A 21,223-nucleotide genomic window follows, 5' to 3' on the forward strand; every position below is an offset into this window, starting at 1 on the left:
TGGGCGCTGGCGGTGGGCGGCGGGGTGACCGGCGCGGCGGGGGTGCCGGTCAGGGCCGAGGCCATGCCCTGCAGCATCTGCGGCGCGTTGGCGAGTTGCTCGAGACCCGGCACCGCCGGAACGGGCGCCGGCGCGGCGGGCTGGGCGGTGGCGACCGCACTGAACGCCAGCGCGAGCGGAACGGCGCCCACAGCGGCAATCACGCTGGTGGCGAACGCTTTTCTGGTGAACTTCATGATTCTCCCAATCGGTTGTCAGCAGGCCTGCACCCGAAGCTACGGAGTTACTGGTGTTACTCAAGTGACACGTGTGGCATTTATGCAACCGTGACTGAGGTGTAGGTAATCGGTGACACTGGGGCAGGTGTCTGAAGGCCGATGTCTAAAGTCGACGGGATAGACGCCTCACCCGCTGCCCGCCCGGGGCCGACGCACCGCTCGCTCGCGACGAAGCTGGCCGCGGCGGCGCCCGTGCTGCTGGTGCTGAGCATCGCCGCCCGATTCGCCTGGACCTATCTGGCGGCCAACGGCGCGAACTTCGTCGACCTGCACGTCTATGTCGGCGGCGCCGGTGCCCTCGATCGACCCGGCACCCTCTACGACTACGTCTACGCCGATCAGACGCCCGACTTCCCGCTGCCGTTCACCTATCCGCCGTTCGCCGCGATCGTCTTCTATCCGCTGCACCTGCTGCCCTTCGGGCTGGTGGCGTTCGCGTGGCAGGTCGGCATCGTCGCTGCGCTCTACGGCGTGGTGCGGGTCAGTCAGCGCCTGCTGTCCGGCGGCGCCCCAGGTGACCGGCGGATCGCGTTGCTGTGGACCGCGGTGGGCATCTGGCTCGAACCGCTGCGCAGCACCTTCGACTACGGACAGGTCAACGTGCTGCTGGTGCTGGCGGTGCTCTGCGCGGTGCTCACCACCCGGTGGTGGCTCTCGGGCCTGCTCGTCGGCCTGGCCGCCGGCGTGAAGCTGACCCCGGCCGTGGCAGGCCTGTACCTCGTCGGCGCCCGCCGGTGGGGCGCCGCGGTGTTCTCGGCGGTCGTGTTCGCCGGCACCATCGGGATCGCCGCGCTCGTGATCGGTGACCAGACCCGGCGTTACTTCACCGAACTGCTCGGCGACGCCGACCGGGTGGGGCCGATCGGGACGTCGTTCAACCAGTCCTGGCGCGGCGGGATCTCACGGATCCTCGGACACGACGCCGGCTACGGGCCGGCCGTGGTGGCGGGCATCATGATCACCGCGGTGCTGGCCGTGCTGGCGTGGCGGGCGATCGGTGGCAGTGCCGACCGCCTCGGCGCCATCGTGGTGGTGCAACTCTTCGGGCTGCTGCTGTCACCGATCTCCTGGACGCACCACTGGGTCTGGGTGCTGCCGCTGATGATCTGGCTGCTGCACGGCCCGCGCCGCGACCTGCCGGGCGCGCGGATCCTGGGGTGGGGCTGGCTCGCGCTCACCCTGGTCGGCGTGCCGTGGCTGCTCAGCTTCGCCCAGCCCACCATCTGGGAGATCAGCAGACCCTGGTATCTGGCCTGGGCGGGACTGATCTACATCGTCGCCACGCTGGCGACCCTGGCCTGGATCGCTACGGCCGGCCGACGATCCCGTCGATATCGCGAGCCATCTCCACGTCCTTCTCCGTGATCCCGCCCTCGGAGTGGGTGACAAGCGCGAAAGTCACCGTCCGCCAACGAATGTCGATATCAGGGTGGTGGTCCTTCGCCTCGGCGTGCTCGCCGACCCGTCGCACGGCGTCGATGCCGTCGAGGAATGCGGGGAACTCGACCGACCGCCGCAGCGCTCCGTCGGCGCGCTCCCAGCCGTTGAGGTCGGGCAGTGCGGCGTCCACCTGTTCGTCCGTTAACACAGCCATGTCCTCGACGGTATACCGTCGGCGACGATGAACGGGCAGATCGTCGTTGCGGGTGCGCTGATCTCGGGCACCTCGCTGCTGGTGGCGCAGCGCGCCCGGCCGGCCGAACTGGCCGGGCTGTGGGAGCTGCCGGGCGGCAAGGTCGCGGCGGGGGAGAGCGACGCCGCGGCGCTGATCCGGGAACTGCGTGAGGAACTCGGCATCGAGGTGACGGTCGGCGAGCGACTCGGCGCCGACGTCGCGCTGACCGACACGATGGTGCTGCGCGCGTACCTGGTCACGCAGACCGACGGTGTGCCGGCGCCCAACGACCACCGGGCACTGCGCTGGGTCGGCGCCCACGAGCTCGACGGCCTGCCGTGGGTCCCGGCCGACCGCGCGTGGCTGCCGGACCTGGCGGCCGCCCTCGCTTCGGTCTGACGTCACCCGCACCCCAGCGATAGTTGCCTAATCGGGTACGGCCGCGCATTAATCTTGCGGTCCATGCGCGTGCTGCGGTTCATCTGGCGAGGTGTGCTCGCCTTCGACCGAATCGGTTCCCGCATCCCGCAACTCATCCAGATCTGGCTCGTCGAGTTCTTCTTCGCCGTGCCGCTGATGTTCTTCATCGCCAAGGTCGTCGACATCCGCGGCGCGTTCGGGGTGCCGGGTACCGGCGAGCGGTTGCCTGCGGTGTTCTGGGGTGCGCTGGTGCTGGCGCTGGTGTGCGGCTTCTTCTTCGTGCGCGGTCTGGTGCGGCCTCGGGTGGTCCGCGGGTCGTGGACACCGATGGTGAGCGCCGACCTGGGCGACGTCACCGTGTTCGGCGGGAATCGTTCGTGGACAACTCATTACATGTATTTGACGAGTCATCCGAGCTACGCGTTGCTGTTGCTCATCACCGCCCCCATCCCCGCGGTGATGGTGGCGATGACGGCGAACCACGGCGACAACACCTTCTATTGGCGGGTGGCGGGCTACGTCGGCCTGGGCATCCTGGCGGCGATGGCCCTGGCGCGCGTGCTGGCGTGGTACGTGTTCCGGTTCGGCCAAAGGCAACTGGACAGGCCGGAGTCCGGGATGTCGGTGCGGCGGCTGGCATGGGAGATCGCCTGGAAGCCGGTGCTGATGCTGCTGGTCCTCATGTACGGCTTCGCGGGGGTGACGCTGGGCTGGATGTTCTGGCAGCAGCACCGGACCGTCGCCGCGCTGCCGGTCGTCACGGTCGGCGACGGCGTCGAGCACCCCGGTGAGTACCGCCGCGTGCAGGGCACCCTCGGGTCGGACGCGGTGTACTGGGCGCCGCGCGGGACCGGCCGGGGTGGCAACAACTACGCCGGCGCGGGGGTGCTCGTCGACCTCGCCGAGGGCGGCGACGTGCTGCTGCTGGCCGAGTCGATGTCGGTGCCGGACTTCGTCGGGATGATGAAGGACGTCCGCGGCGACGAGGTGGCCGCCCAGGGCGAGGTGATCGACCACGTCACCGACGATCAACGGGAGTACTACGGCTTCGACGAGGCCGACTTCCCCGCCCCGCCTGCCGAGGGCCGGGTGCTGGTGCTGCTCTCCTACCCGTGACGGGTCAGTAGCGCAGGCGGTCGCCCACCACCCGCAGCTGGTGCACGCTTCGCGGGTGGTGCACCGCGTGCACCGGGTGCAGCAGCACCGGGTGGCGACAGTGCGGGCAGGATTGTTGCGGCTCGTTCGCCGACGAGACCGTCAGGTGGTGACACGCGGCGCACCGCACGACGTAGGCCGCACGGAACCAGTTCATCATTCCGATGTAGATGGCGATGACGGTGGCGCTTGCCAGCACGACGATCAGGGTGACGGTGAGCACCTCGTAGACCGACATGGTGTACCTCCGGCCGCCGGAATGACGCCTTTCGACGGCTGCCGTCGACGATACTCGCAGGTCAGTGCTTGCGGGCGCGCTTGAACACCTTCTCCAGTTCCTTGCCGCGAATGCCGTTGAGTTCGGCCTTGTGGACACGATGCAGGACCAGCGGGCAGCGCTTGCAGCGCGGCTTGCTGCGACAGCATTTCTTCTTCGGCCTGAGGTCGGCGTACTTGGACGTCGTCACGTATTGGGGATCCCTGCCGGTCGCGATCGTGGTGGTAATGCGGTTACCCACTGTGCCATGGCCTGCGCGGGCGGTGTGACCTGCCTTGCTGCATTTCGCGATAGCTGTCCGGCGCTGCCACACTGAGCGACGTGGATTTTCGGAACGTCGCCATCGTCGCCCACGTCGACCACGGCAAGACGACCCTCGTGGACGCGATGCTGCGGCAGTCCGGTGCGCTGACGCACCGCGGTGACGATGCGATCGAACGGCTGATGGACTCCGGTGACCTGGAGAAGGAAAAGGGCATCACCATCCTGGCCAAGAACACCGCGGTGCACCGGCACCATGCCGACGGCGGCATGACGGTCATCAACGTGATCGACACGCCCGGCCACGCCGACTTCGGCGGCGAGGTCGAACGCGGCCTGTCCATGGTCGACGGTGTGCTGCTGCTCGTCGACGCCTCGGAGGGCCCGCTGCCGCAGACCCGCTTCGTGCTGCGCAAGGCGCTCGGCGCGCACCTTCCGGTGATCGTGGTGGTCAACAAGACCGACCGTCCGGACGCGCGCATCGCCGAGGTCGTCTCCGAGAGTCACGACCTGCTGCTCGACGTCGCGTCGGACCTCGACGAGGAGGCGCAGAAGGCGGCCGAATTCGCGCTCGGGCTGCCGACGCTGTACGCGTCCGGCCGGGCGGGCATCGCGAGCACCATCGAGCCGGCCAACGGCGAGAATCCCGAGGGCGAGAATCTCGACCCGCTGTTCGACGTTCTGCTGCAACATATCCCGCCGCCGCAGGGCGATCCCGAGGCGCCGCTGCAGGCGCTGGTGACCAACCTCGACGCGTCGGCCTTCCTTGGCCGGCTCGCGCTGATCCGCATCTACAAGGGCAAGCTGCGCAAGGGCCAGCAGGTGGCGTGGATGCGCGAGGTCGACGGCGTGCCCGTGGTCACCAACGCCAAGATCACCGAGCTGCTGGCGACCGTCGGCGTCGAACGCAATCCCACCGACGAGGCGATCGCCGGTGACATCGTCGCGGTCGCCGGCCTGCCCGAGATCATGATCGGCGACACGCTGGCCGACCCCGAACACGCGCACGCGCTGCCGCGCATCACGGTCGACGAACCGGCGATCTCGGTGACGATCGGCACCAACACCTCGCCGCTGGCGGGGAAGGTGTCCGGGCACAAGCTCACCGCCCGCATGGTGCGTGACCGGCTGGACCGCGAACTCATCGGCAACGTCTCCATCAAGGTCGTCGACATCGGCCGCCCCGACGCCTGGGAGGTGCAGGGCCGAGGCGAGCTCGCGCTGGCCGTGCTCGTCGAGCAGATGCGCCGCGAGGGCTTCGAGCTGACCGTGGGCAAGCCGCAGGTGGTCACCCGCACGATCGACGGCAAGCTGCACGAGCCGTTCGAGGCCATGACGATCGACTGCCCCGAGGAGTTCGTAGGCGCCATCACGCAGTTGATGGCCGCCCGCAAGGGCCGCATGGAGGAGATGGCCAATCACGCGGCGGGCTGGGTCCGGATGGACTTCATCGTGCCCAGCCGCGGGCTGATCGGCTTCCGCACCGACTTCCTGACGCTCACCCGCGGCACCGGCATCGCCAACGCGGTGTTCGACGGATACCGGCCTTGGGCCGGGGAGATCCGCGCCCGCCACACCGGGTCGCTCGTGTCGGACCGCACGGGGTCGGTGACGCCGTTCGCGATGATCCAGCTGTCCGACCGCGGGCAGTTCTTCGTCGAACCGGGCGATGACACCTACGAGGGTCAGGTCGTCGGCATCAATCCGCGCGCCGAAGACCTCGACATCAACGTCACCCGGGAGAAGAAGCTGACCAACATGCGGTCCTCCACGGCCGACGTCATGGAGACGCTGGCCCGGCCGCTCGAACTCGGCCTCGAACAGGCCATGGAGTTCTGCGCCGAGGACGAGTGCGTCGAGGTCACCCCGGAGATCGTCAGGGTGCGCAAGGTGGAGCTGACCGCGAGCCTGCGGGCGCGCGCGAAGGCCCGGGCCAAGGCCCAGAACTAGCCGACGGGAAACCGGCCACGGCGGGTGCCGTGGCCGGCTCCACGCATCGCCTCAGCAAACGAGCTCGTGGGAACCATGATCACCCTGGGCAAGCCACTGATTTGCTCGCGTGCGGCGGCGCGGAGGACGGCCGATACCCTGAGGGGCGTGCCGAATCGAACTCGCCAGTCCTGCGCGAGGCTCGGCGCACTGGTGTCGGTGCCGGCGTTGCTGCTCGGCGGATGCACGGTGAGCCCACCGCCCGCCCCGCAGAGCACCGAGACCACGGAGTCCGTGACGCCACCGCCGCCCAAGGCGACGCAGATCATCATGGCCATCGACTCGATCGGCCCCGGATTCAACCCACATCTGCTCTCCGACCAGTCCCCGGTCAACGCAGCGATCGCCGCACTGGTGCTGCCGAGCTCGTTCCGGCCCGTGCCGGACCCGGCGTCGCCGACCGGTTCGCGATGGGAACTCGACACCGCGCTGCTCGAGTCGGCCGAGGTGACCAACCGGAACCCATTCACCGTCACCTACACGATCAAGCCGGAGGCGCAGTGGACCGACAACGCGCCGGTGGCCGCTGACGACTACTGGTACCTGTGGCAGCAGATGGTCAGCCAGCCGGGCGTCGTCGATCCGGCCGGCTATGACCTGATCACCGGTGTCCAGTCGGTCGAGGGTGGCAAACAGGCCGTCGTCACCTTCTCCCAGCCCTACCCGGCGTGGCGGGAACTGTTCAACAACATCCTCCCGGCGCACATCGTCAAGGACGTACCGGGTGGATTCGGGGCCGGTCTGGCGCGTGCCATGCCCGTCACCGCGGGCAAGTTCCGCGTCGACGACATCGATCCGCAGCGCGACGAGATCCTGCTCGCCCGCAACGACCGGTTCTGGAGTGGTCCGGCCAAACCCGACCAGGTGCTGTTCCGTCGCGGCGGATCCCCTGCCGCACTCGCCGACTCGATCCGCAACGGTGACACGCAGGTCGCCCAGATACACGGCGGCGCAGCCACTTTCGCTCAGCTCAGCGCGATACCCGACGTCAGAACGGCTCGCATCGTGACACCGCGCGTGATGCAGGTGACGCTGCGGGCCGGGCAGCCGAAGCTGGCCGAAGCGCAGGTGCGCAAGGCCGTCCTGGGTCTGTTCGACGTCGATCTGCTGGCGTCGGTGGGCGCCGGTGACGACAACACCGTGACGCTGGCCCAGGCTCAGGTCCGGACGCCGTCGGATCCGGGCTACGTGCCGACCGCACCGCCCGCCTTGGGCACCGAGGCGGCACTCGGCCTGCTCGCCGACGCGGGCTACGAGGTGGCGCCGGTGGAGAACCCGCCGCCGCCGACGCCCGGAACGCCGGCGCCCGACAACGACCGCGGCCGGATCACCAAGGACGGCGTGCCGCTGTCCCTGGTTCTCGGTGTGGCGGTGAACGATCCGACGTCTGTGGCGGTGGCCAACACGGCGGCCGATCAGTTGCGCAACGTCGGCATCGAGGCTTCGGTGCTGGCGCTCGACCCGGTCACGCTCTACGGCGAGGCGCTGGCCAACAACCGGGTGGACGCGGTGGTCGGCTGGCATGCGGCCGGGGGAGACCTCGCCACGTCACTGGCGTCGCGCTACGGCTGCCGGGCGCTCGAGGCGACGCCGGTCCCGACCGCAGCACCCACGTCGGCGCCGCCGCCCCGAACCGATGCACCGCCCCCGCCTCCACCCCCGAGCGCCACCGCGACGCCGTCGGCACCGCCGCCGGATCCCGAGACCGGCGAGCTGGTGCAGGCACCGAGCAACATCACCGGAATCTGTGATCGCAGTCTGCAACCGAAGATCGATGCGGCGCTGGACGGCACCGAGCCGATCGCCGAGGTGATCGAGGCCGTCGAACCACGGCTGTGGAACATGTCGACGGTGCTGCCCATCCTGCAGGACACCACGATCGTGGCCGCCGGCCCGAGCGTGCAGAACGTCAGCCTGAGCGGCGCGGTCCCGGTGGGGATCGTCGGCGACGCCGGAAACTGGACCAAGAACCGGTAGAACGCGGCGGGCCGGCACGACGTTCGGTCAGGAGTCGCAGTCCGTGCGCGGCGAGGGCGGCCACCAGGAAGACGACGAGCAGCCACCACGGCGGCCTGGCCAGTTCCCAGACGAACAGCGCCGCCCACATCGGGGCCCGCTGCGTGATCGCCAGAACGCCCGCGGCGCAGGCGAGCGACACGGCGGGCACGCTGACCGCCAGCTCCGTCCAGCTGGAGATGGCCAGCGCCACCAGCGACCCCATCGCAGCCCCGGTGGCGAGCGCCGGTGTGAGCAGGCCGCCGACCGCCCCGGCCCGCAGGTATGAAGCGGTCAGCAGCGGTTTGAGAAGCAGGATCGCCGCGGCGGCGCTCAGCGTCATGCCGCTGTCGAGACTGACGGTCAGGATGCTCTTCCCGTTGCCGGGCAGTTCGGGCCAGTGCAACGAACAGACGCCGACGAGCAGACCCACCGCCGCGACCGCGGGCACCAGCATCCAGGACTTCACCGCTGCCGCCGGCCGTGCCGCGGCCATCAACCGGTTGAACACCATCCCGACGCCGAAGGCGAGTGGCGCGAGCACGACCGCGAAGGCGATGAGGAGATAGGACAGTGACGGGTCGGGCCAGTCGAGCGGCGGCGACTCGTGAGTCACCGGCGACGCCACCGCCACGGCCAGGCTCGACGTGATGAGCGCGGTGCCGAGCGCCCGTGGGTGCCAGGTGCGCATCAAGATCTGCGTGGCGAACAACGCTCCGCCGAGCGGAACGCTGTAGACCGCGGCGAGTCCCGCACCCGCCGCGCAGTAGAGCAGGATCTCACGGTCGTGCGGGGTGAGTGCCCAGCGCGAGGTGCCCGCGTCACCCAGCGCGGCCGCGAACTGGCGCGGCGCCCCCTCGCGGCCGAGCGACGCGCCCGACCCCACCACGAGGACCTGCAGTGCCGCATCGATCGACATCGAGATGCGGGGGATCGGCCGGTGATCGGCGATGGCGCCGGACAGGCTCGGCACCTCGGTGCGGCGGCGCAGCAGATACCAGCCGAATCCGGCGAGTGCGCCACCGACCATGGGGCCGAGCGCACGGCGCATCGGGCTGCTGCTGTCCACACCGTCGAGCAGCGTCCCGAACGAGTAGTGATAGGTGAGGTGTTCGACGGCATGCAGGAGCAGCGTGGTCGCCATCCCCGCGACGCCGGCAAGGAGGCCGACGAGCACTACTGCGCAACCGAACTCGAGGCTCCGCCGACTCACCTGGTGAACCTACGTCACCGCCCGGCCCGAAGACGTCGAAGCGGTCGGTTGCCGGTGGACGCCGGCCGGCCTGCGACTAGGGTCAGCGTCGATGCCCGAGACGCCGCGCCTGCTCTTCGTACACGCCCATCCCGACGACGAGACGATCACCACCGGCGGGACGATCGCCCACTACGTCGGCCGTGGTGCGCAGGTGCACGTCGTCACCTGCACCCTTGGGGAAGAGGGCGAGGTCATCGGCGAACGGTACCGCCAGCTGACCGTGGACGAGGCCGACCAACTCGGCGGCTACCGCATCGCCGAACTGACCGCCGCGCTGCGCGCACTCGGACTGGAATCACCTCATTACTTGTGCGGACCCGGACACTGGCGGGACTCCGGCATGGAGGGTACCCCGCCGCGGCGGCACCGTCGCTTCGTCGACGCCGACCACGACGAGGCGGTCGGCGCACTGGCCGCGATCATCGACGACCTTCGCCCGCACGTCGTCGTAACCTACGACCCGGACGGCGGTTACGGCCACCCCGACCACATCCAGGCCCACCGGATCACCACCGCCGCGGTCGAAGCGGCCGCGTGGCGGGTGCCCAAGTTCTACTGGACCGTCATCGCCACCAGCGCCGCCGAACAGGCTCTCTCGTCGATGAGCGACGTCCCGGCGGACTGGACCCGCATCGACCAGGTGCCGTTCGGCTACGCCGACGACAGGATCGACGCCGTCGTCGACGCCACCGACGTACTCCCCGCCAAGATCGCGGCCCTTCGTGCGCACGCCACCCAGGTCACCGTCGCGCCGAACGGTCAGTCCTTCGCGTTGTCCAACACACTCGCCATGCCGGTCCTCGCGCACGAGCACTACGTCCTCGTCTCGGGGGAGTCCGGCGACCGCGACGCCCGAGGTTGGGAGACCGACCTCCTGGCGGGCCTGATCCTGGCCCAGCCGAACTCCGACGGAGTAGGCTCCACGTCAATCAGCGACAGTCGAAGGGACATCCATGGACCCCGACCTTGACCCCAACCTGCAGCATTGGCAGGACCGCCTGGACAACTTCCAGTGGGTGGTCGGTTCGCTGACCGGATTGCTCGACAGCATCCCCACCTGACCGCGCAGCAGACCCGCGGACTTGCTGCCGCGGACAGCACCTTGTCCGACCCCGTCGTGCGGGCCATCGTGCTGATCGTGCTCGCCGTCGACGGCATCGTCTGCGCCGCGCTCGGCGCTCTGTTCCTCCCGCTCCGTATCGGCGTCGTACCGTTCCCGATCAGCGCAATCGTGGCCGGCGTCGTCAATGCAGGCCTGGTGTGGGCGGCCACCTACTGGACCGACTCGACCAGATTGGCGGCCACACCGCTGTGGACGTGGCTACTGACCGTGGCGGCGCTGACGCTCGGCGGACCCGGCGGAGACATCGTGTTCGGCGGTCCCGGCGTGATGGCCTACGCCGTTCTGGTCTACCTCGCCCTCGGAACCGCCCCGCCGGTGTGGGTGCTCTGGCGCCACAACCAGCGTTCCTGAAACCGCGCTATCCGACGTCGCCGTTGTCGGTGTTGCCGGGATCCGCGTTGTCGGACCGTTCGCCCGCGGTCTCGGCCGACCGCCGCTTCGGCTTGAGTGAGCTGCGGATACGGTCGGCGGCTTTCGTCGCCTCACTGACCGCTCCGCGGACGCCGGTGCGGACGTCGTCGGCGACCTTGCGCAGCCGCTCGTTCACGCGCTTGGCCACCCGGGGCGGCTTGGCGCCGGCGGCCTGCTCGGCATCCTCGACGATCTCCGGCCTGCTCGCAGGGTCGAGAGCCTCGTCCGCGGGATCGACGAGATCGGGCGCGGGCTCGACCACGACGCCGGCTTCCGGCTGGACGTCGACGCCGCCGGGCACGGGCTGCGGAGCAGCCTCGACCTGCAGTGGCTCCTCCTCGAGCGGCGGCGCCTGGTCCACGACGGCTTCGCTGGGTGTGTCGACGACCGGCGGCAGCTCCTGCGCGGCGACTCCCGTCAGGCCGTCCTCCAGTGCGACCGTCCGCAGGAGTCCGTCCTCCGCCGCGAACGGCCCGATCGGTGGCACCGGCGGGATGGCCCAGCCGAAGAAGTAATTGAACTCCTGGATGCCGAAGTTGATGGCGTCGATGACGCTGTCGCCGATCGCGTTCGCGGCGCCGCCGATCCACACCCCGAGGTTGAGAGGATCGTTCAGCACCGGGGCCAGGAAGTCATAGACGACGTTGTCGGCGATCGGCCTGATCAGCTGGTTGTAGAACAGGTCGATCTGGGCGCCGGCCAGCGGCACGAACGGTACCCATCCGAAGACCTGGGTCGCATAGATGGCGACGTCGACGCCCCAGTCGACCCACTCCTGAATGAACTGGTAGGACGAGATCAGCAGATCACTGGCCGCGTTGAGCGGTGCGGGGCCGGCACCCGGCAATGCCGGTGGCGTGGGCGGCGGGGGAACCGAGGTCAGCGCCCCGGGAATGACAACGCTGTGGGGCCCTAGTGCCGGCATGCCCGATCGCTGGGGATCCGGCAGGAACGGCTCCATCTGCCGCTGAGCCGACTCCAGCAGTTCGGTCAGCGCCGTCGGCGCCGTGGGGGCGTGCGTGGAGTCGACGGCGATGTCCGGAGGCGCCACATGCAGGGAGGGAATCGCGATCGTCACCGCGCCGACTGCAGCCACGCCCGCCATCAAATATGAGCGGACGGAGACGGACATGGCTTCTCCTCGCGGTCGAATCTCTTAAAATACGCGACTGCCAGCGTTGCTGCGGCAATTTGCTCCGGCGGGCCGTCACATCGCGGTGCCCGCGGACTACTGTGGCCGGTATGCCAGGAGCAGTGGTTTCACGATGTGAGACGCGCGGATGATTTCCGACACCGGCGGGGTTACACCGGAGTGGCTCTGAACCCCCAGCGTGGCGCCGATCTGCCCAGCCCGGTAGTCCCCCCGAAGTCCGGAGCGCCAACTCCCGCAGCATTGAGACGCGTGCTGAGGCGCGCGCGCGACGGCGTCGCCCTGAACGTCGACGAGGCCGCGATCGCGATGACCGCCCGTGGCGAGGACCTGCAAGACCTCTGTGCCAGCGCGGCCCGCGTCCGCGATGCGGGTCTCGAGGCCGCCGGGCGGCGCGGGTCCAGCGGCCGGCTGCCCGTCACCTATTCACGCAAGGTCTTCATCCCGGTCACCCACCTCTGCCGGGACACCTGTCACTACTGCACCTTCGTCACGGTGCCCGGCAAGCTGCGCCAACAGGGCCACGGCATGTACATGGAGCCCGACGAGATCCTCGAAGTCGCCCGTCGTGGCGCCGAACTCGGCTGCAAAGAGGCGCTTTTCACGCTCGGCGACCGGCCGGAGGTGCGCTGGGACGACGCCCGGCAGTGGCTCGACGAACGTGGCTACGACTCCACCCTGGACTACGTGCGGGCGATGGCGATCCGGGTCCTCGAGGAGACCGGCCTGCTGCCGCACCTCAACCCCGGCGTGATGAGCTGGTCGGAGCTCTCGCGGCTCAAGCCCGTCGCGCCGTCCATGGGCATGATGCTCGAGACGACGTCGCGTCGGCTGTTCGAGACCAAGGGGCTGGCCCACTACGCCAGCCCCGATAAGGATCCGACGGTCCGGCTGCGCACGCTGGACGACGCGGGCCGGTTGTCCATCCCGTTCACCACCGGTCTGCTGGTGGGCATCGGCGAGACGCTGACCGAACGGGCCGAGACGATGCACGCGATCCGGCGCTCGCACAAGGAGTTCGGTCACGTCCAGGAAGTGATCGTGCAGAACTTCCGGGCCAAGGACCACACCGCGATGGCCGCGACGCCCGACGCAGGCATCGACGACTTCCTCGCCACGATCGCGGTCACCAGACTGGTCCTCGGCCCGAAGATGCGCATTCAGGCGCCGCCGAACCTGGTGTCGCGCGAGGAGTGCCTCGCGCTCATCGGCGCGGGCGTCGACGACTGGGGCGGCGTGTCACCGCTGACCCCCGACCACGTCAACCCCGAGCGGCCGTGGCCCGCGCTCGACGACCTGGCCGAGATCACCGCCGAGGCCGGCTACGACCTGACGCAGCGCCTGACTGCGCAACCGCAGTACGTGCAGGGCGGCGCCGCGTGGATCGACCCGCGGGTACACGGACATGTCGACGCACTGGCCGACCCCGACACCGGTCTCGCACTCGACGTCAACCCGGTGGGGCGGCCCTGGCAGGAACCCGACGAGGCGCTGCAGTCCCTCGGCCGGATCGACCTGAACGAGACCATCGACAGCGAGGGGCGACGCACCGAGACGCGCAGCGACCTCGGCAGCGCCTTCGGCGACTGGGAGTCGATCCGGGAGAAGGTGCACGATCTGGCATCCCGGGCGCCCGAGCGCATCGACACCGATGTGCTGGTCGCGCTGCGCGCCGCCGAACGCGACCCGGGGGGTCTGTCCGACGACGCCTATCTCGCGCTGGCGACGGCCGACGGGCCGGCGTTGGACGCCGTTGCCGCGCTGGCGGACTCGCTGCGCCGAGATGCGGTGGGCGACGACGTCACCTTCGTCGTCAACCGCAACATCAACTTCACCAACATCTGCTACACCGGGTGCCGGTTCTGCGCCTTCGCCCAGCGCAAGGGTGACGCGGACGCGTTCTCGCTGTCCACCGCCGAGGTCGCCGACCGGGCGTGGGAGGCTCATGTCTCCGGCGCCACCGAGGTGTGCATGCAGGGCGGCATCGACCCCGAACTGCCGGTGACGGGTTACGCCGACCTGGTCCGCGCGGTCAAGGCGCGGGTGCCGTCGATGCACGTGCATGCGTTCAGCCCGATGGAGATCGCCAACGGCGTCACCAAGAGCGGGTTGTCGATCCGGGAGTGGCTGATCGCGCTGCGGGAGGCGGGTCTCGGGTCGATTCCCGGCACTGCCGCGGAGATCCTCGACGACGAGGTGCGCTGGATCCTCACCAAGGGCAAGCTGCCGACGTCGATGTGGGTCGAGGTGGTCTCCACCGCCCACGAGGTGGGTCTGCAGTCGAGTTCGACGATGATGTACGGCCACGTCGACCAGCCGCGGCACTGGGTGGGGCATCTGCGGGTGCTGCGTGAGATCCAGGACCGCACCGGTGGTTTCACCGAGTTCGTTCCGTTGCCGTTCGTGCACCAGAGTTCGCCGCTTTACCTGGCGGGCGGCGCCCGGCCGGGACCGACGCACCGCGACAACCGCGCCGTCCACGCACTGGCGCGAATCATGCTGCACGGCCGCATCAACCACATCCAGACGAGCTGGGTCAAGCTGGGTGTCGAACGCACCCAGGTGATGCTGCAGGGTGGCGCCAACGACCTCGGCGGCACGCTGATGGAAGAGACCATCTCGCGGATGGCCGGTTCGGAGAACGGGTCGGCGAAGTCGGTCGAGGAACTCGTCGCGATCGCCAAGGGCATCGGCCGTCCGGCCCGTCAGCGCACCACCACCTACACCCCGCTGGCCGCCTGAGCGCGTCCAGCTTTGCGCGAGGTAGCTCCGCGAGCGTGCGTGTCTGCACGCCGACACGCCGTGTCGGGGGGGTACAAACGCGCACGCTCGCATCAGTGTGAATGGAACGAATAGGTGCGGCGGCGCCATTCGGGAATGAATCGGACCGCAGTCCGCTTGATACGGGTGAAGGACGTCGGAAGGGCCGACGCTCGGATCAGGAGAATCCCATGACCACTGCAACCACCGCACTCGCCGCCGGCACCTGGGTCATCGACCCGGTGCACTCGACCATCGCCTTCTCGGTACGCCACCTCATGGTGAGCAAGGTGCGCGGCACGTTCGACACGTTCAGCGGCGCGATCACCGTGGCCGAGGACGGCGCCCCGTCGGTCACCGCCGAGATCGCCGTCGACTCGATCAACACCCGCAACGAGCAGCGCGACGCACACCTGAAGTCGGCCGACTACTTCGACGCCGCCACCTATCCGACCGCGACCTTCGCCTCGACCGGCGTGCGCGCCGATGGCGACCGCCACGTCCTCGACGGTGACTTCACCCTCAAAGGCGTCACCAAGCCGGTGAGCCTCGACCTGGAGTTCAACGGTGTCAGCCCGGGCATGGGCCACGGCGAGGTCGCCGGCTTCGAGGCGTCGGTGGTGTTGAACCGCAAGGACTTCGGCATCGACCTCGACATGCCGCTCGAGACCGGCGGCGCCGTCGTCGGCGACAAGATCACCATCACCCTGGAGATCGAGGCCCTCAAGCAGGCCTGACCCCGAGTTCTCTTCGTCCCGCGAGCGTGCGTGTCTGTTGGTCGACACGCACGCTCGCGGCGTGGTGGGCGCAGCCGAGTTAAATAAACTGCTTGATTTAAGTCGGATGACGTAGTTCACTCGGAACCGTGACCGCCGCGCGAGTGCTCAGCAGCGACCGCTCGTCGGGCACCCGCCAGCTGATCCTCACCGCCGCCGAGCGCCTGTTCGCCGAGCGCGGCATGTACGCCGTCTCGAACCGGCAGATCAGCGAGGCCGCCGGCCAGGGCAACAACGCCGCGGTCTGCTACCACTTCGGCACCCGCACCGATCTGTTGCGCGCCATCGAGGCCAAGCACCGCGGTCCGATCGAGTCGCTGCGCGCCAGCAAGCTCGCCGAGATCGCCGGCTCGGCCGACCTGAGCGACTGGGTAAGCGCACTGGTCACCCCGCTGACCGATCACCTCGACACGCTGGGCAGCCCGAGTTGGTACGCCCGCTTCGCCGCCCAGGCGATGGCCGACCCGCAGTGCCGCCAGCTGGTGACCAGGGATGCGCTCGGCTCGCCGCTGCTGGTGCAGGCGATGGACGGCATCACCCGCTGCCTCCCGGACCTGCCCCGACGGGTCCGCTTCGAACGGATCGTCATGGCCCGCAACCTGTTGATGCACACCTGCGCCGAACACGAGAGTGCGCTCGCCGAACACGGCCCGAGGGCGCGATCACCGTGGCCGGTTGCGGCGGAGGGCCTCGTCGACGCCATCGCCGGGCTGTGGCAGGCACCCGTCCGGATCGCCCAACCGAAGGATCGCCCATGACCGACGTGTTGCCCGACGCCGACACCGTCCCGGACTTCCCGATGACCCGCGCGCCGGGCTGCCCGTTCGCGCCACCGCCGGAGGCATTGCAGGCCAACGCGACCCGGCAGCTGAGCCGCGTCCGCATCTGGGACGGCAGCACTCCCTGGCTGATCACCGGCTACGAGGCGATCCGCTCGCTGTTCGCCGACGCGCGCGCCAGCGTCGACGACCGCAAGCCGGGCTATCCGCACTGGAACGAGGGCATGCTGGCCACGGTCGACCGGCGGCCCCGCTCGGTGTTCACCTCCGACGCCGAGGAGCACACCCGCTACCGCCGGATGCTGTCGCGGCCGTTCACCTTCAAGCGCGTCGAGGCATTGCGGCCCGCGGTGCAGAAGATCACCGACGACCACATCGACGCCATCCTCGCCGGCCCCCAACCGGCCGACATCGTCGACAAGCTCACGCTGCCGGTCCCGTCGCTGGTGATCAGCGAGATGCTCGGCGTGCCGTACGAAGACGCCGAGTTCTTCCAGGAGCAGGCCAACAGGGGCATGAGCCGTTACGCCAGCGCCGAGGACTCCGCGAAAGGCGCAGGCGCGCTGTTCAAGTACCTGATGAACCTCATCACCACGAAGATGACCGACCCCGCCGAGGACCTGGTGTCCGACCTCGCCGAGCGGGTCAAGGCCGAGGAGATCAGCGTCAAGGAGGCGGCGCAGCTGGCCACCGGGGTGCTCATCGCCGGCCACGAGACCACCGCCGGCCAACTCAGCGTCAGCGTCGTCGCGCTGCTCGAGAACCCCGAACAGCAGGCGCTGCTGCGTGACACCGACGACCCCAAGGTGGTCGCCGCCGCCGTCGAAGAACTCATGCGGTACTGCAGCATCATCCAGACCGGCCAGCGCCGCATCGCCGTCGAGGACATCGAAGTCGACGGCGAAACGATCAGGGCCGGCGAGGGCATCATCCTCGACGTCGCCCCCGCCAACTGGGACACCCGCCAGTTCCCCGACCCGGACCGGCTGGACCTGCTGCGCCAGAACGGACCGCACGTCGGGTTCGGCTACGGCCGTCACCAGTGCGTCGGTCAGCAGCTGGCCCGCATGGAACTGCAGATCGTCCTGCCGTCGCTGCTGCGCCGGATCCCGACGATGCGGCTGGCCGTGCCGCTCGACGAGCTGCCGTTCAAGGACGACGCCCTCGCCTACGGCCTCTACGAGCTGCCGGTCACCTGGTGAAAGACAGTCTCACCCTCGACGTTCCCGATCTCACCGGCAGACTCGCCGTCGTCACCGGCGCCAACAGCGGGCTGGGCCTCGGCCTCACGCGGGCGCTGGCGGCGGCCGGCGCCGACGTGGTGCTCGCGGTCCGCAACCGCGCCAAGGGCGAGGCGGCCGCCGACGACATCCGCACTGCGGTGCCCGCCGCCGAACTCTCCATCAGGCCGCTGGACCTCGCCTCGCTGGAAAGCGTTGCCGCGCTGGGAGACGACCTCGGCGCGGAGGGCCGCCCGATCGACGTGCTGATCAACAACGCCGGGGTGATGACGCCGCCGCACCGCCAGCAGACCGGCGACGGGTTCGAGTTGCAGTTCGGCGCGAACCACCTCGGGCACTTCGCGCTGACCGCACACCTCATGCCGCTGCTTCGGGCGGCGCCGTCCGCGCGGGTGGTCACCGTCAGCAGCATCGCCGCCACGCAGCGCCACCTCGACTTCACCGACGCCAATGCCGAGCGCGGCTACAAGCCCATGCACAGCTACGGCCTCGCCAAGCTGGCGCAGTTGATGTTCGCGATGGAACTGGACCGGCGGGGCCGGCGCAACGGCTGGGCCGTCAGGTCCAATGCCGCACACCCGGGCCTGGCCAAGACCAACCTGCTCAGCGGCGCCTCGTATGGTCGCGATACCCCGACCCTGCAGGCCCGGCTCACCCAGCTGACGTGGCGGCTGCTGCCGTTCATGTGGCTCGAGGTCGACGAGGCGATCAAGCCGGCGCTCTATGCCGCGGTGTCGCCGGCCGCGGGCGGCGGCGCCTACTACGGGCCGCGGGGTCTCTACGAGACAGCAGGCGGCGGAATCACATTCGCGAAGGTGCCGCGGCTGGCGCACAGCGAGAACGACTGCCGCGAGCTGTGGGCGCTGTCCGAGCGGCTCACCGGGGTGACCTGTGGCGGGTGACTTCTCCGGCGACGAGACGTTCCACCCCGCGGGCGACGACCCCTACTGGAACGAGAGCGGCTGGTTCGGCTTCGCAGTCCCCGAACGCGACATCAACGGGTTCGTCTACTACTTCCACGACGTGCGCACCGGGATCGCCGGCGGCGGACCGGCCCTGTGGGACCCGACGGGTGAGGAGGTCTACGACTGCCTCTTCTACGACTGGCGGTGGCAGCAACCGCCCACCGGCGCGCTGGACTTCGACGACTTCACCCTGCCGAACTCTTTGCGCCACAGGGTTGTCGAACCCGCACACCGCTACCGGCTGTCGTACGACGCACCCGGGCTGGAATTCGACCTGGAGTGGTCGTCGCTGATGGCGCCGCACACGCTGGGTGACGGCACCGGCGGCGCGCCGCACCACTTCGACCAGCCGGGCCGGATGACGGGATCGCTGGTGCTCGACGGCGAGCGGGCCGACATCGACTGCTACTCGATGCGCGACCGCACGTGGGGTCCGCACCATCCGGGCGCCCGGCGGCCGGGTGACTACCTGTGGGCGATCGCCTCACCCGAAGCGCACTGGCACACCATCACCGTCGCAAGCCGCGAACCGGGCCGCGACGTCGTCATCGGTGGCTACCTCATGCGCGATGGCGAACTGGGTGAGCTGGTCAAGGGCACCCGGCGCGTGCTGAGTCGACGTGCGGGCGCGCCCGCGCAGGTCGTGCTCGACGCCGAGGACCACCTGGGTCGCAGCCTGCACGCCGAAGGCGACGTCCGCACCGCGCTGCGCTGGCTCGGCTGGCCGGGCCGCATGACGTTCTGGACGCTGACCGACTGGCGGTGGGACGGCCTGCAGGGCTGGGGCGAGGACCAGGAGTTCTTCCCCCGCGAGCAGATCCGGTCGCTGATCCGCTGAAACACCCGGCGCGCTAGCCGAGTTCGGCCAGGGCCGCGGCCATATCGCGCGTGCGCCAGAGGTGCAGGACGTTGCTCAGCATCTGCAGCGGCGCCCGCACGCTCTCGTCATCGCGGATGCGCGGGTCGAAACGGGTGGTGTCCGGGCCTGCGTCGGGCACCCGGGCCGCCACCAGCGCGGGCACCCCGAGCAGCCAGGTGATGCCCATCAGTGCGGTGTAGCGCAGCACGTGCCTGCGCAGCCCCGCCGGATCGAGGTGCGGTCCGCCGGAGGCGGCGACCTCGGCGCAGAAAACCTCGGTGAGCTCGTCGAAACTGTCGTCCCAGAGGGCGGTTTCGGCGCCGCTGAGCGATCCCCAGATCGCCATGGCGACGTTCATCCGGCTCACACAGCCCCAGTCCAGCAGTCCGCAGCGCATGGTGCCGTCAGCGTCCCGCCAGAACCACGCGTTGTCGACGTTGGCGTTCCAGTGGCACAGCGCGATGTGATCGGGTGCGCCGGCCAGGCTGCGCCAGACGTCGGGCTCGCGGCGCATCACCTCGCGGGCCTGTTCGCCGAGCCGGCCGAGGAACTCCGGCGAACCCACGCCGGCCGGCAGCAGCGCGGGGTGGGCGCGCGCGAACTCGCCGAGCGCCGCCAGGCGGCGGTCGAGGCGGTCGGCGGTCAGCGGCGCCGGTTCGCCGACGGCGGCGGCCTTGAGGTCGACGGGGAACGACTCGGTGAGATGGGCGGGCAGCACCCCGGACCTGTGCGCGCCGACGAGCCGGGCCAGCGCCGTGAGCAGCGCGCGGTAGTGCTCCTGCGGCGACGGCAGCTCGTCGTCGCGGCACTTGTGGTGCTGCGGCTCGATGCCGTTGCAGCCGAACGGGATCCGCTCGGCGATCAGCACGCCGGTGCCGGTGTCGCCGTGGTAGTCGGCGAACATGGTGCGCGGCACCGCGATCGGGAAGCCGGGTGCCTGGGCGAGCGTGGCGAAGGTGACCTCGGCGGCCATCTGCGTCCTGCCGTGGTCACGTACCGGATCGTCGAAGTCGCGGGAGAACTTCACGAACAGTGCCGTGGGTGGTCCGGATCGGAGGTACTCCACATCCAGCGACGCCTTGCGCCCGGTGCTGCCGCCGGGCACCTCGTCGCAGCCGACGACGCGGACGACCCGGTTGCCGGCGTCCAGCGCCCCCGCCGCCCGGAAGCCCTCGGTGAGGAACGCGGGGCCGCCGTCACGCAGGGCGGCGATGTGGGCGGGGAACGCGATCCCGAGGTGGTCGCCGGTGGGCCAGGCGCCGGTCACCACGTCTGCTCGGCGGCGCGCACCAACATGTGGTTGACGGCCACCCGGCGGTCACGCGTCACCATGTAGGTCACCGCGTCGGCGACGTCCTCCGGCCGCAGTTTCACCATCCCGGCGGTGCGCTGCTCGATCGCCGCGCGGGACTCGGCGGGCAGGTGGTCGTTGATCTCGGTGTCGACCGTGCCGGGCCCGACGACTCCGACGCGGACCTGGCTGCCGACGAGTTCCTGCCGCAGTCCCTCGTTGAATGCGTTGACGCCGAACTTCGTCAACGAGTACACCGCGGTGCCGGGCCGGGCCACCCAGCCCGCGGTCGAACTGACCGTGACCACGTCGGCCACACCGCGCGGCGAGTCGGCGGCGGCGTCGATGAGGTGCGGCAGCGCGGCACGCGTCGCGTACAGCACGCCCTGGACGTTGACGGTGACCAGGTCGTCCCAGTCGTCGAGGGAGGCCGCGGCCGCCTCGCCCGTGCGGATCAGGCCGGCGTTGTTCACCAGGATGTCCAGCCTGCCCCACCGGGACACCGCGGCGGCCACGGCGGCGGTGACCTCCGCCTTGTCGGACACATCGGCGGGCACGGGCAGCGCGCTGCCGCCGTCGGCCTCGATGGCCGCGGCCACCTCGGCGAGCCGGTCGGCGCGGCG

19 protein-coding genes and 2 pseudogenes are annotated in these 21,223 nt (G+C 69.8%); 13 read left to right on the forward strand and 8 right to left on the reverse strand.

The genetic code is table 11. The features are described 5' to 3' along the window. Window positions 1–236 (reverse strand): annotated as a pseudogene (locus tag H7I41_RS21460) (hypothetical protein); the annotation flags it as partial. A 141-nt stretch (window positions 237–377) separates the two neighbouring features. On the opposite strand from H7I41_RS21460, the gene H7I41_RS21465 reads away from it, so the two are divergent. Continuing rightward, complete coding sequence (locus H7I41_RS21465; protein ID WP_264014644.1) at window positions 378–1,643, forward strand: mannosyltransferase; 1,266 nt, start codon at window positions 378–380, stop codon at window positions 1,641–1,643. On the opposite strand, the gene H7I41_RS21470 is transcribed toward H7I41_RS21465, so the two are convergent. Next, the gene (locus H7I41_RS21470; protein WP_264014645.1) at window positions 1,585–1,872 is read right to left on the reverse strand and encodes a 4a-hydroxytetrahydrobiopterin dehydratase; all 288 of its coding nucleotides are present in this window, start codon (window positions 1,870–1,872) and stop codon (window positions 1,585–1,587) included. The genes H7I41_RS21465 and H7I41_RS21470 overlap by 59 nt on opposite strands. A 27-nt stretch (window positions 1,873–1,899) precedes the next feature. Here H7I41_RS21470 and H7I41_RS21475 point away from each other — a divergent pair, with 27 nt between their 5' ends. Next, on the forward strand, window positions 1,900–2,292 hold the full coding sequence (locus tag H7I41_RS21475) for a (deoxy)nucleoside triphosphate pyrophosphohydrolase (protein WP_264014646.1): 393 nt from the start codon (window positions 1,900–1,902) through the stop codon (window positions 2,290–2,292). A gap of 63 nt (window positions 2,293–2,355) precedes the next feature. After that, window positions 2,356–3,429 carry a hypothetical protein gene (locus tag H7I41_RS21480; protein ID WP_264014647.1) on the forward strand — a complete coding sequence of 358 codons (1,074 nt, stop codon included), beginning with the start codon at window positions 2,356–2,358 and terminating at the stop codon, window positions 3,427–3,429. 4 nt (window positions 3,430–3,433) lie between these two features. Here H7I41_RS21480 and H7I41_RS21485 read toward each other — a convergent pair whose 3' ends face one another. Continuing rightward, window positions 3,434–3,706: a hypothetical protein gene (locus tag H7I41_RS21485; RefSeq protein ID WP_264014648.1), complete on the reverse strand. Its 273-nt coding sequence runs from the start codon at window positions 3,704–3,706 to the stop codon at window positions 3,434–3,436. A 61-nt stretch (window positions 3,707–3,767) separates the two neighbouring features. Beyond that, window positions 3,768–3,935, reverse strand: a complete 168-nt coding sequence (locus H7I41_RS21490) for a hypothetical protein (RefSeq protein ID WP_264014649.1) — start codon at window positions 3,933–3,935, stop codon at window positions 3,768–3,770. A 131-nt stretch (window positions 3,936–4,066) separates the two neighbouring features. Here H7I41_RS21490 and typA point away from each other — a divergent pair, with 131 nt between their 5' ends. Beyond that, a complete protein-coding gene (typA, locus tag H7I41_RS21495; protein WP_264014650.1) occupies window positions 4,067–5,956 on the forward strand; it encodes a translational GTPase TypA in 1,890 nt (629 codons plus the stop codon). Between the two features lie 75 nt (window positions 5,957–6,031). Beyond that, entirely contained in the window at window positions 6,032–7,972 is a 1,941-nt protein-coding gene (locus tag H7I41_RS21500; RefSeq protein ID WP_264014661.1) for an ABC transporter family substrate-binding protein, read from the forward strand. Here H7I41_RS21500 and H7I41_RS21505 read toward each other — a convergent pair. Continuing rightward, the gene (locus tag H7I41_RS21505) at window positions 7,905–9,203 is read right to left on the reverse strand and encodes a chloride channel protein (protein ID WP_264014651.1); all 1,299 of its coding nucleotides are present in this window, start codon (window positions 9,201–9,203) and stop codon (window positions 7,905–7,907) included. The genes H7I41_RS21500 and H7I41_RS21505 overlap by 68 nt on opposite strands. A gap of 91 nt (window positions 9,204–9,294) precedes the next feature. Between H7I41_RS21505 and mshB the strand changes: the two are divergent. Together mshB and H7I41_RS21515 are read left to right on the forward strand one after the other, a co-directional pair. Then, window positions 9,295–10,137 (forward strand): annotated as a pseudogene (gene mshB, locus H7I41_RS21510) (N-acetyl-1-D-myo-inositol-2-amino-2-deoxy-alpha-D-glucopyranoside deacetylase); the annotation flags it as partial. 120 nt (window positions 10,138–10,257) lie between these two features. After that, on the forward strand, window positions 10,258–10,719 hold the full coding sequence (locus H7I41_RS21515; RefSeq protein WP_264014652.1) for a hypothetical protein: 462 nt from the start codon (window positions 10,258–10,260) through the stop codon (window positions 10,717–10,719). A gap of 7 nt (window positions 10,720–10,726) precedes the next feature. On the opposite strand, the gene H7I41_RS21520 is transcribed toward H7I41_RS21515, so the two are convergent. Next, window positions 10,727–11,911, reverse strand: coding sequence for a hypothetical protein (locus H7I41_RS21520; RefSeq protein WP_264014653.1), 1,185 nt, complete (start codon window positions 11,909–11,911; stop codon window positions 10,727–10,729). 180 nt (window positions 11,912–12,091) lie between these two features. Here H7I41_RS21520 and H7I41_RS21525 point away from each other — a divergent pair, with 180 nt between their 5' ends. From H7I41_RS21525 to H7I41_RS21550, 6 genes are all read left to right on the forward strand, one after another. Next, window positions 12,092–14,671, forward strand: coding sequence for a bifunctional FO biosynthesis protein CofGH (locus H7I41_RS21525; protein ID WP_264014654.1), 2,580 nt, complete (start codon window positions 12,092–12,094; stop codon window positions 14,669–14,671). A 209-nt stretch (window positions 14,672–14,880) separates the two neighbouring features. Then, on the forward strand, window positions 14,881–15,426 hold the full coding sequence (locus H7I41_RS21530; RefSeq protein WP_264014655.1) for a YceI family protein: 546 nt from the start codon (window positions 14,881–14,883) through the stop codon (window positions 15,424–15,426). A 128-nt stretch (window positions 15,427–15,554) separates the two neighbouring features. Further along, the gene (locus H7I41_RS21535) at window positions 15,555–16,223 is read left to right on the forward strand and encodes a TetR/AcrR family transcriptional regulator (protein ID WP_264014656.1); all 669 of its coding nucleotides are present in this window, start codon (window positions 15,555–15,557) and stop codon (window positions 16,221–16,223) included. Further along, window positions 16,220–17,446 carry a cytochrome P450 gene (locus H7I41_RS21540; RefSeq protein WP_264014657.1) on the forward strand — a complete coding sequence of 409 codons (1,227 nt, stop codon included), beginning with the start codon at window positions 16,220–16,222 and terminating at the stop codon, window positions 17,444–17,446. The genes H7I41_RS21535 and H7I41_RS21540 overlap by 4 nt, the downstream gene beginning before the upstream one ends. After that, window positions 17,440–18,387, forward strand: a complete 948-nt coding sequence (locus H7I41_RS21545) for an SDR family oxidoreductase (RefSeq protein ID WP_264014662.1) — start codon at window positions 17,440–17,442, stop codon at window positions 18,385–18,387. The genes H7I41_RS21540 and H7I41_RS21545 overlap by 7 nt, the downstream gene beginning before the upstream one ends. Continuing rightward, window positions 18,377–19,288 carry a DUF7064 domain-containing protein gene (locus tag H7I41_RS21550; protein WP_264014658.1) on the forward strand — a complete coding sequence of 304 codons (912 nt, stop codon included), beginning with the start codon at window positions 18,377–18,379 and terminating at the stop codon, window positions 19,286–19,288. Before H7I41_RS21545 ends, H7I41_RS21550 begins: the two co-directional genes overlap by 11 nt. Window positions 19,289–19,301: 13 nt before the next feature. Here the strand turns inward: H7I41_RS21550 and H7I41_RS21555 are convergent, their stop codons facing one another. After that, the gene (locus H7I41_RS21555; RefSeq protein ID WP_264014659.1) at window positions 19,302–20,576 is read right to left on the reverse strand and encodes a hypothetical protein; all 1,275 of its coding nucleotides are present in this window, start codon (window positions 20,574–20,576) and stop codon (window positions 19,302–19,304) included. Then, on the reverse strand, window positions 20,573–21,223 hold a 651-nt coding region (locus H7I41_RS21560), incomplete at its 5' end, for an SDR family NAD(P)-dependent oxidoreductase (RefSeq protein WP_264014660.1). The genes H7I41_RS21560 and H7I41_RS21555, both read right to left, overlap by 4 nt.

The organism is [Mycobacterium] manitobense (assembly GCF_025821665.1).
Lineage (GTDB): Bacteria > Actinomycetota > Actinomycetes > Mycobacteriales > Mycobacteriaceae > Mycobacterium > Mycobacterium arseniciresistens.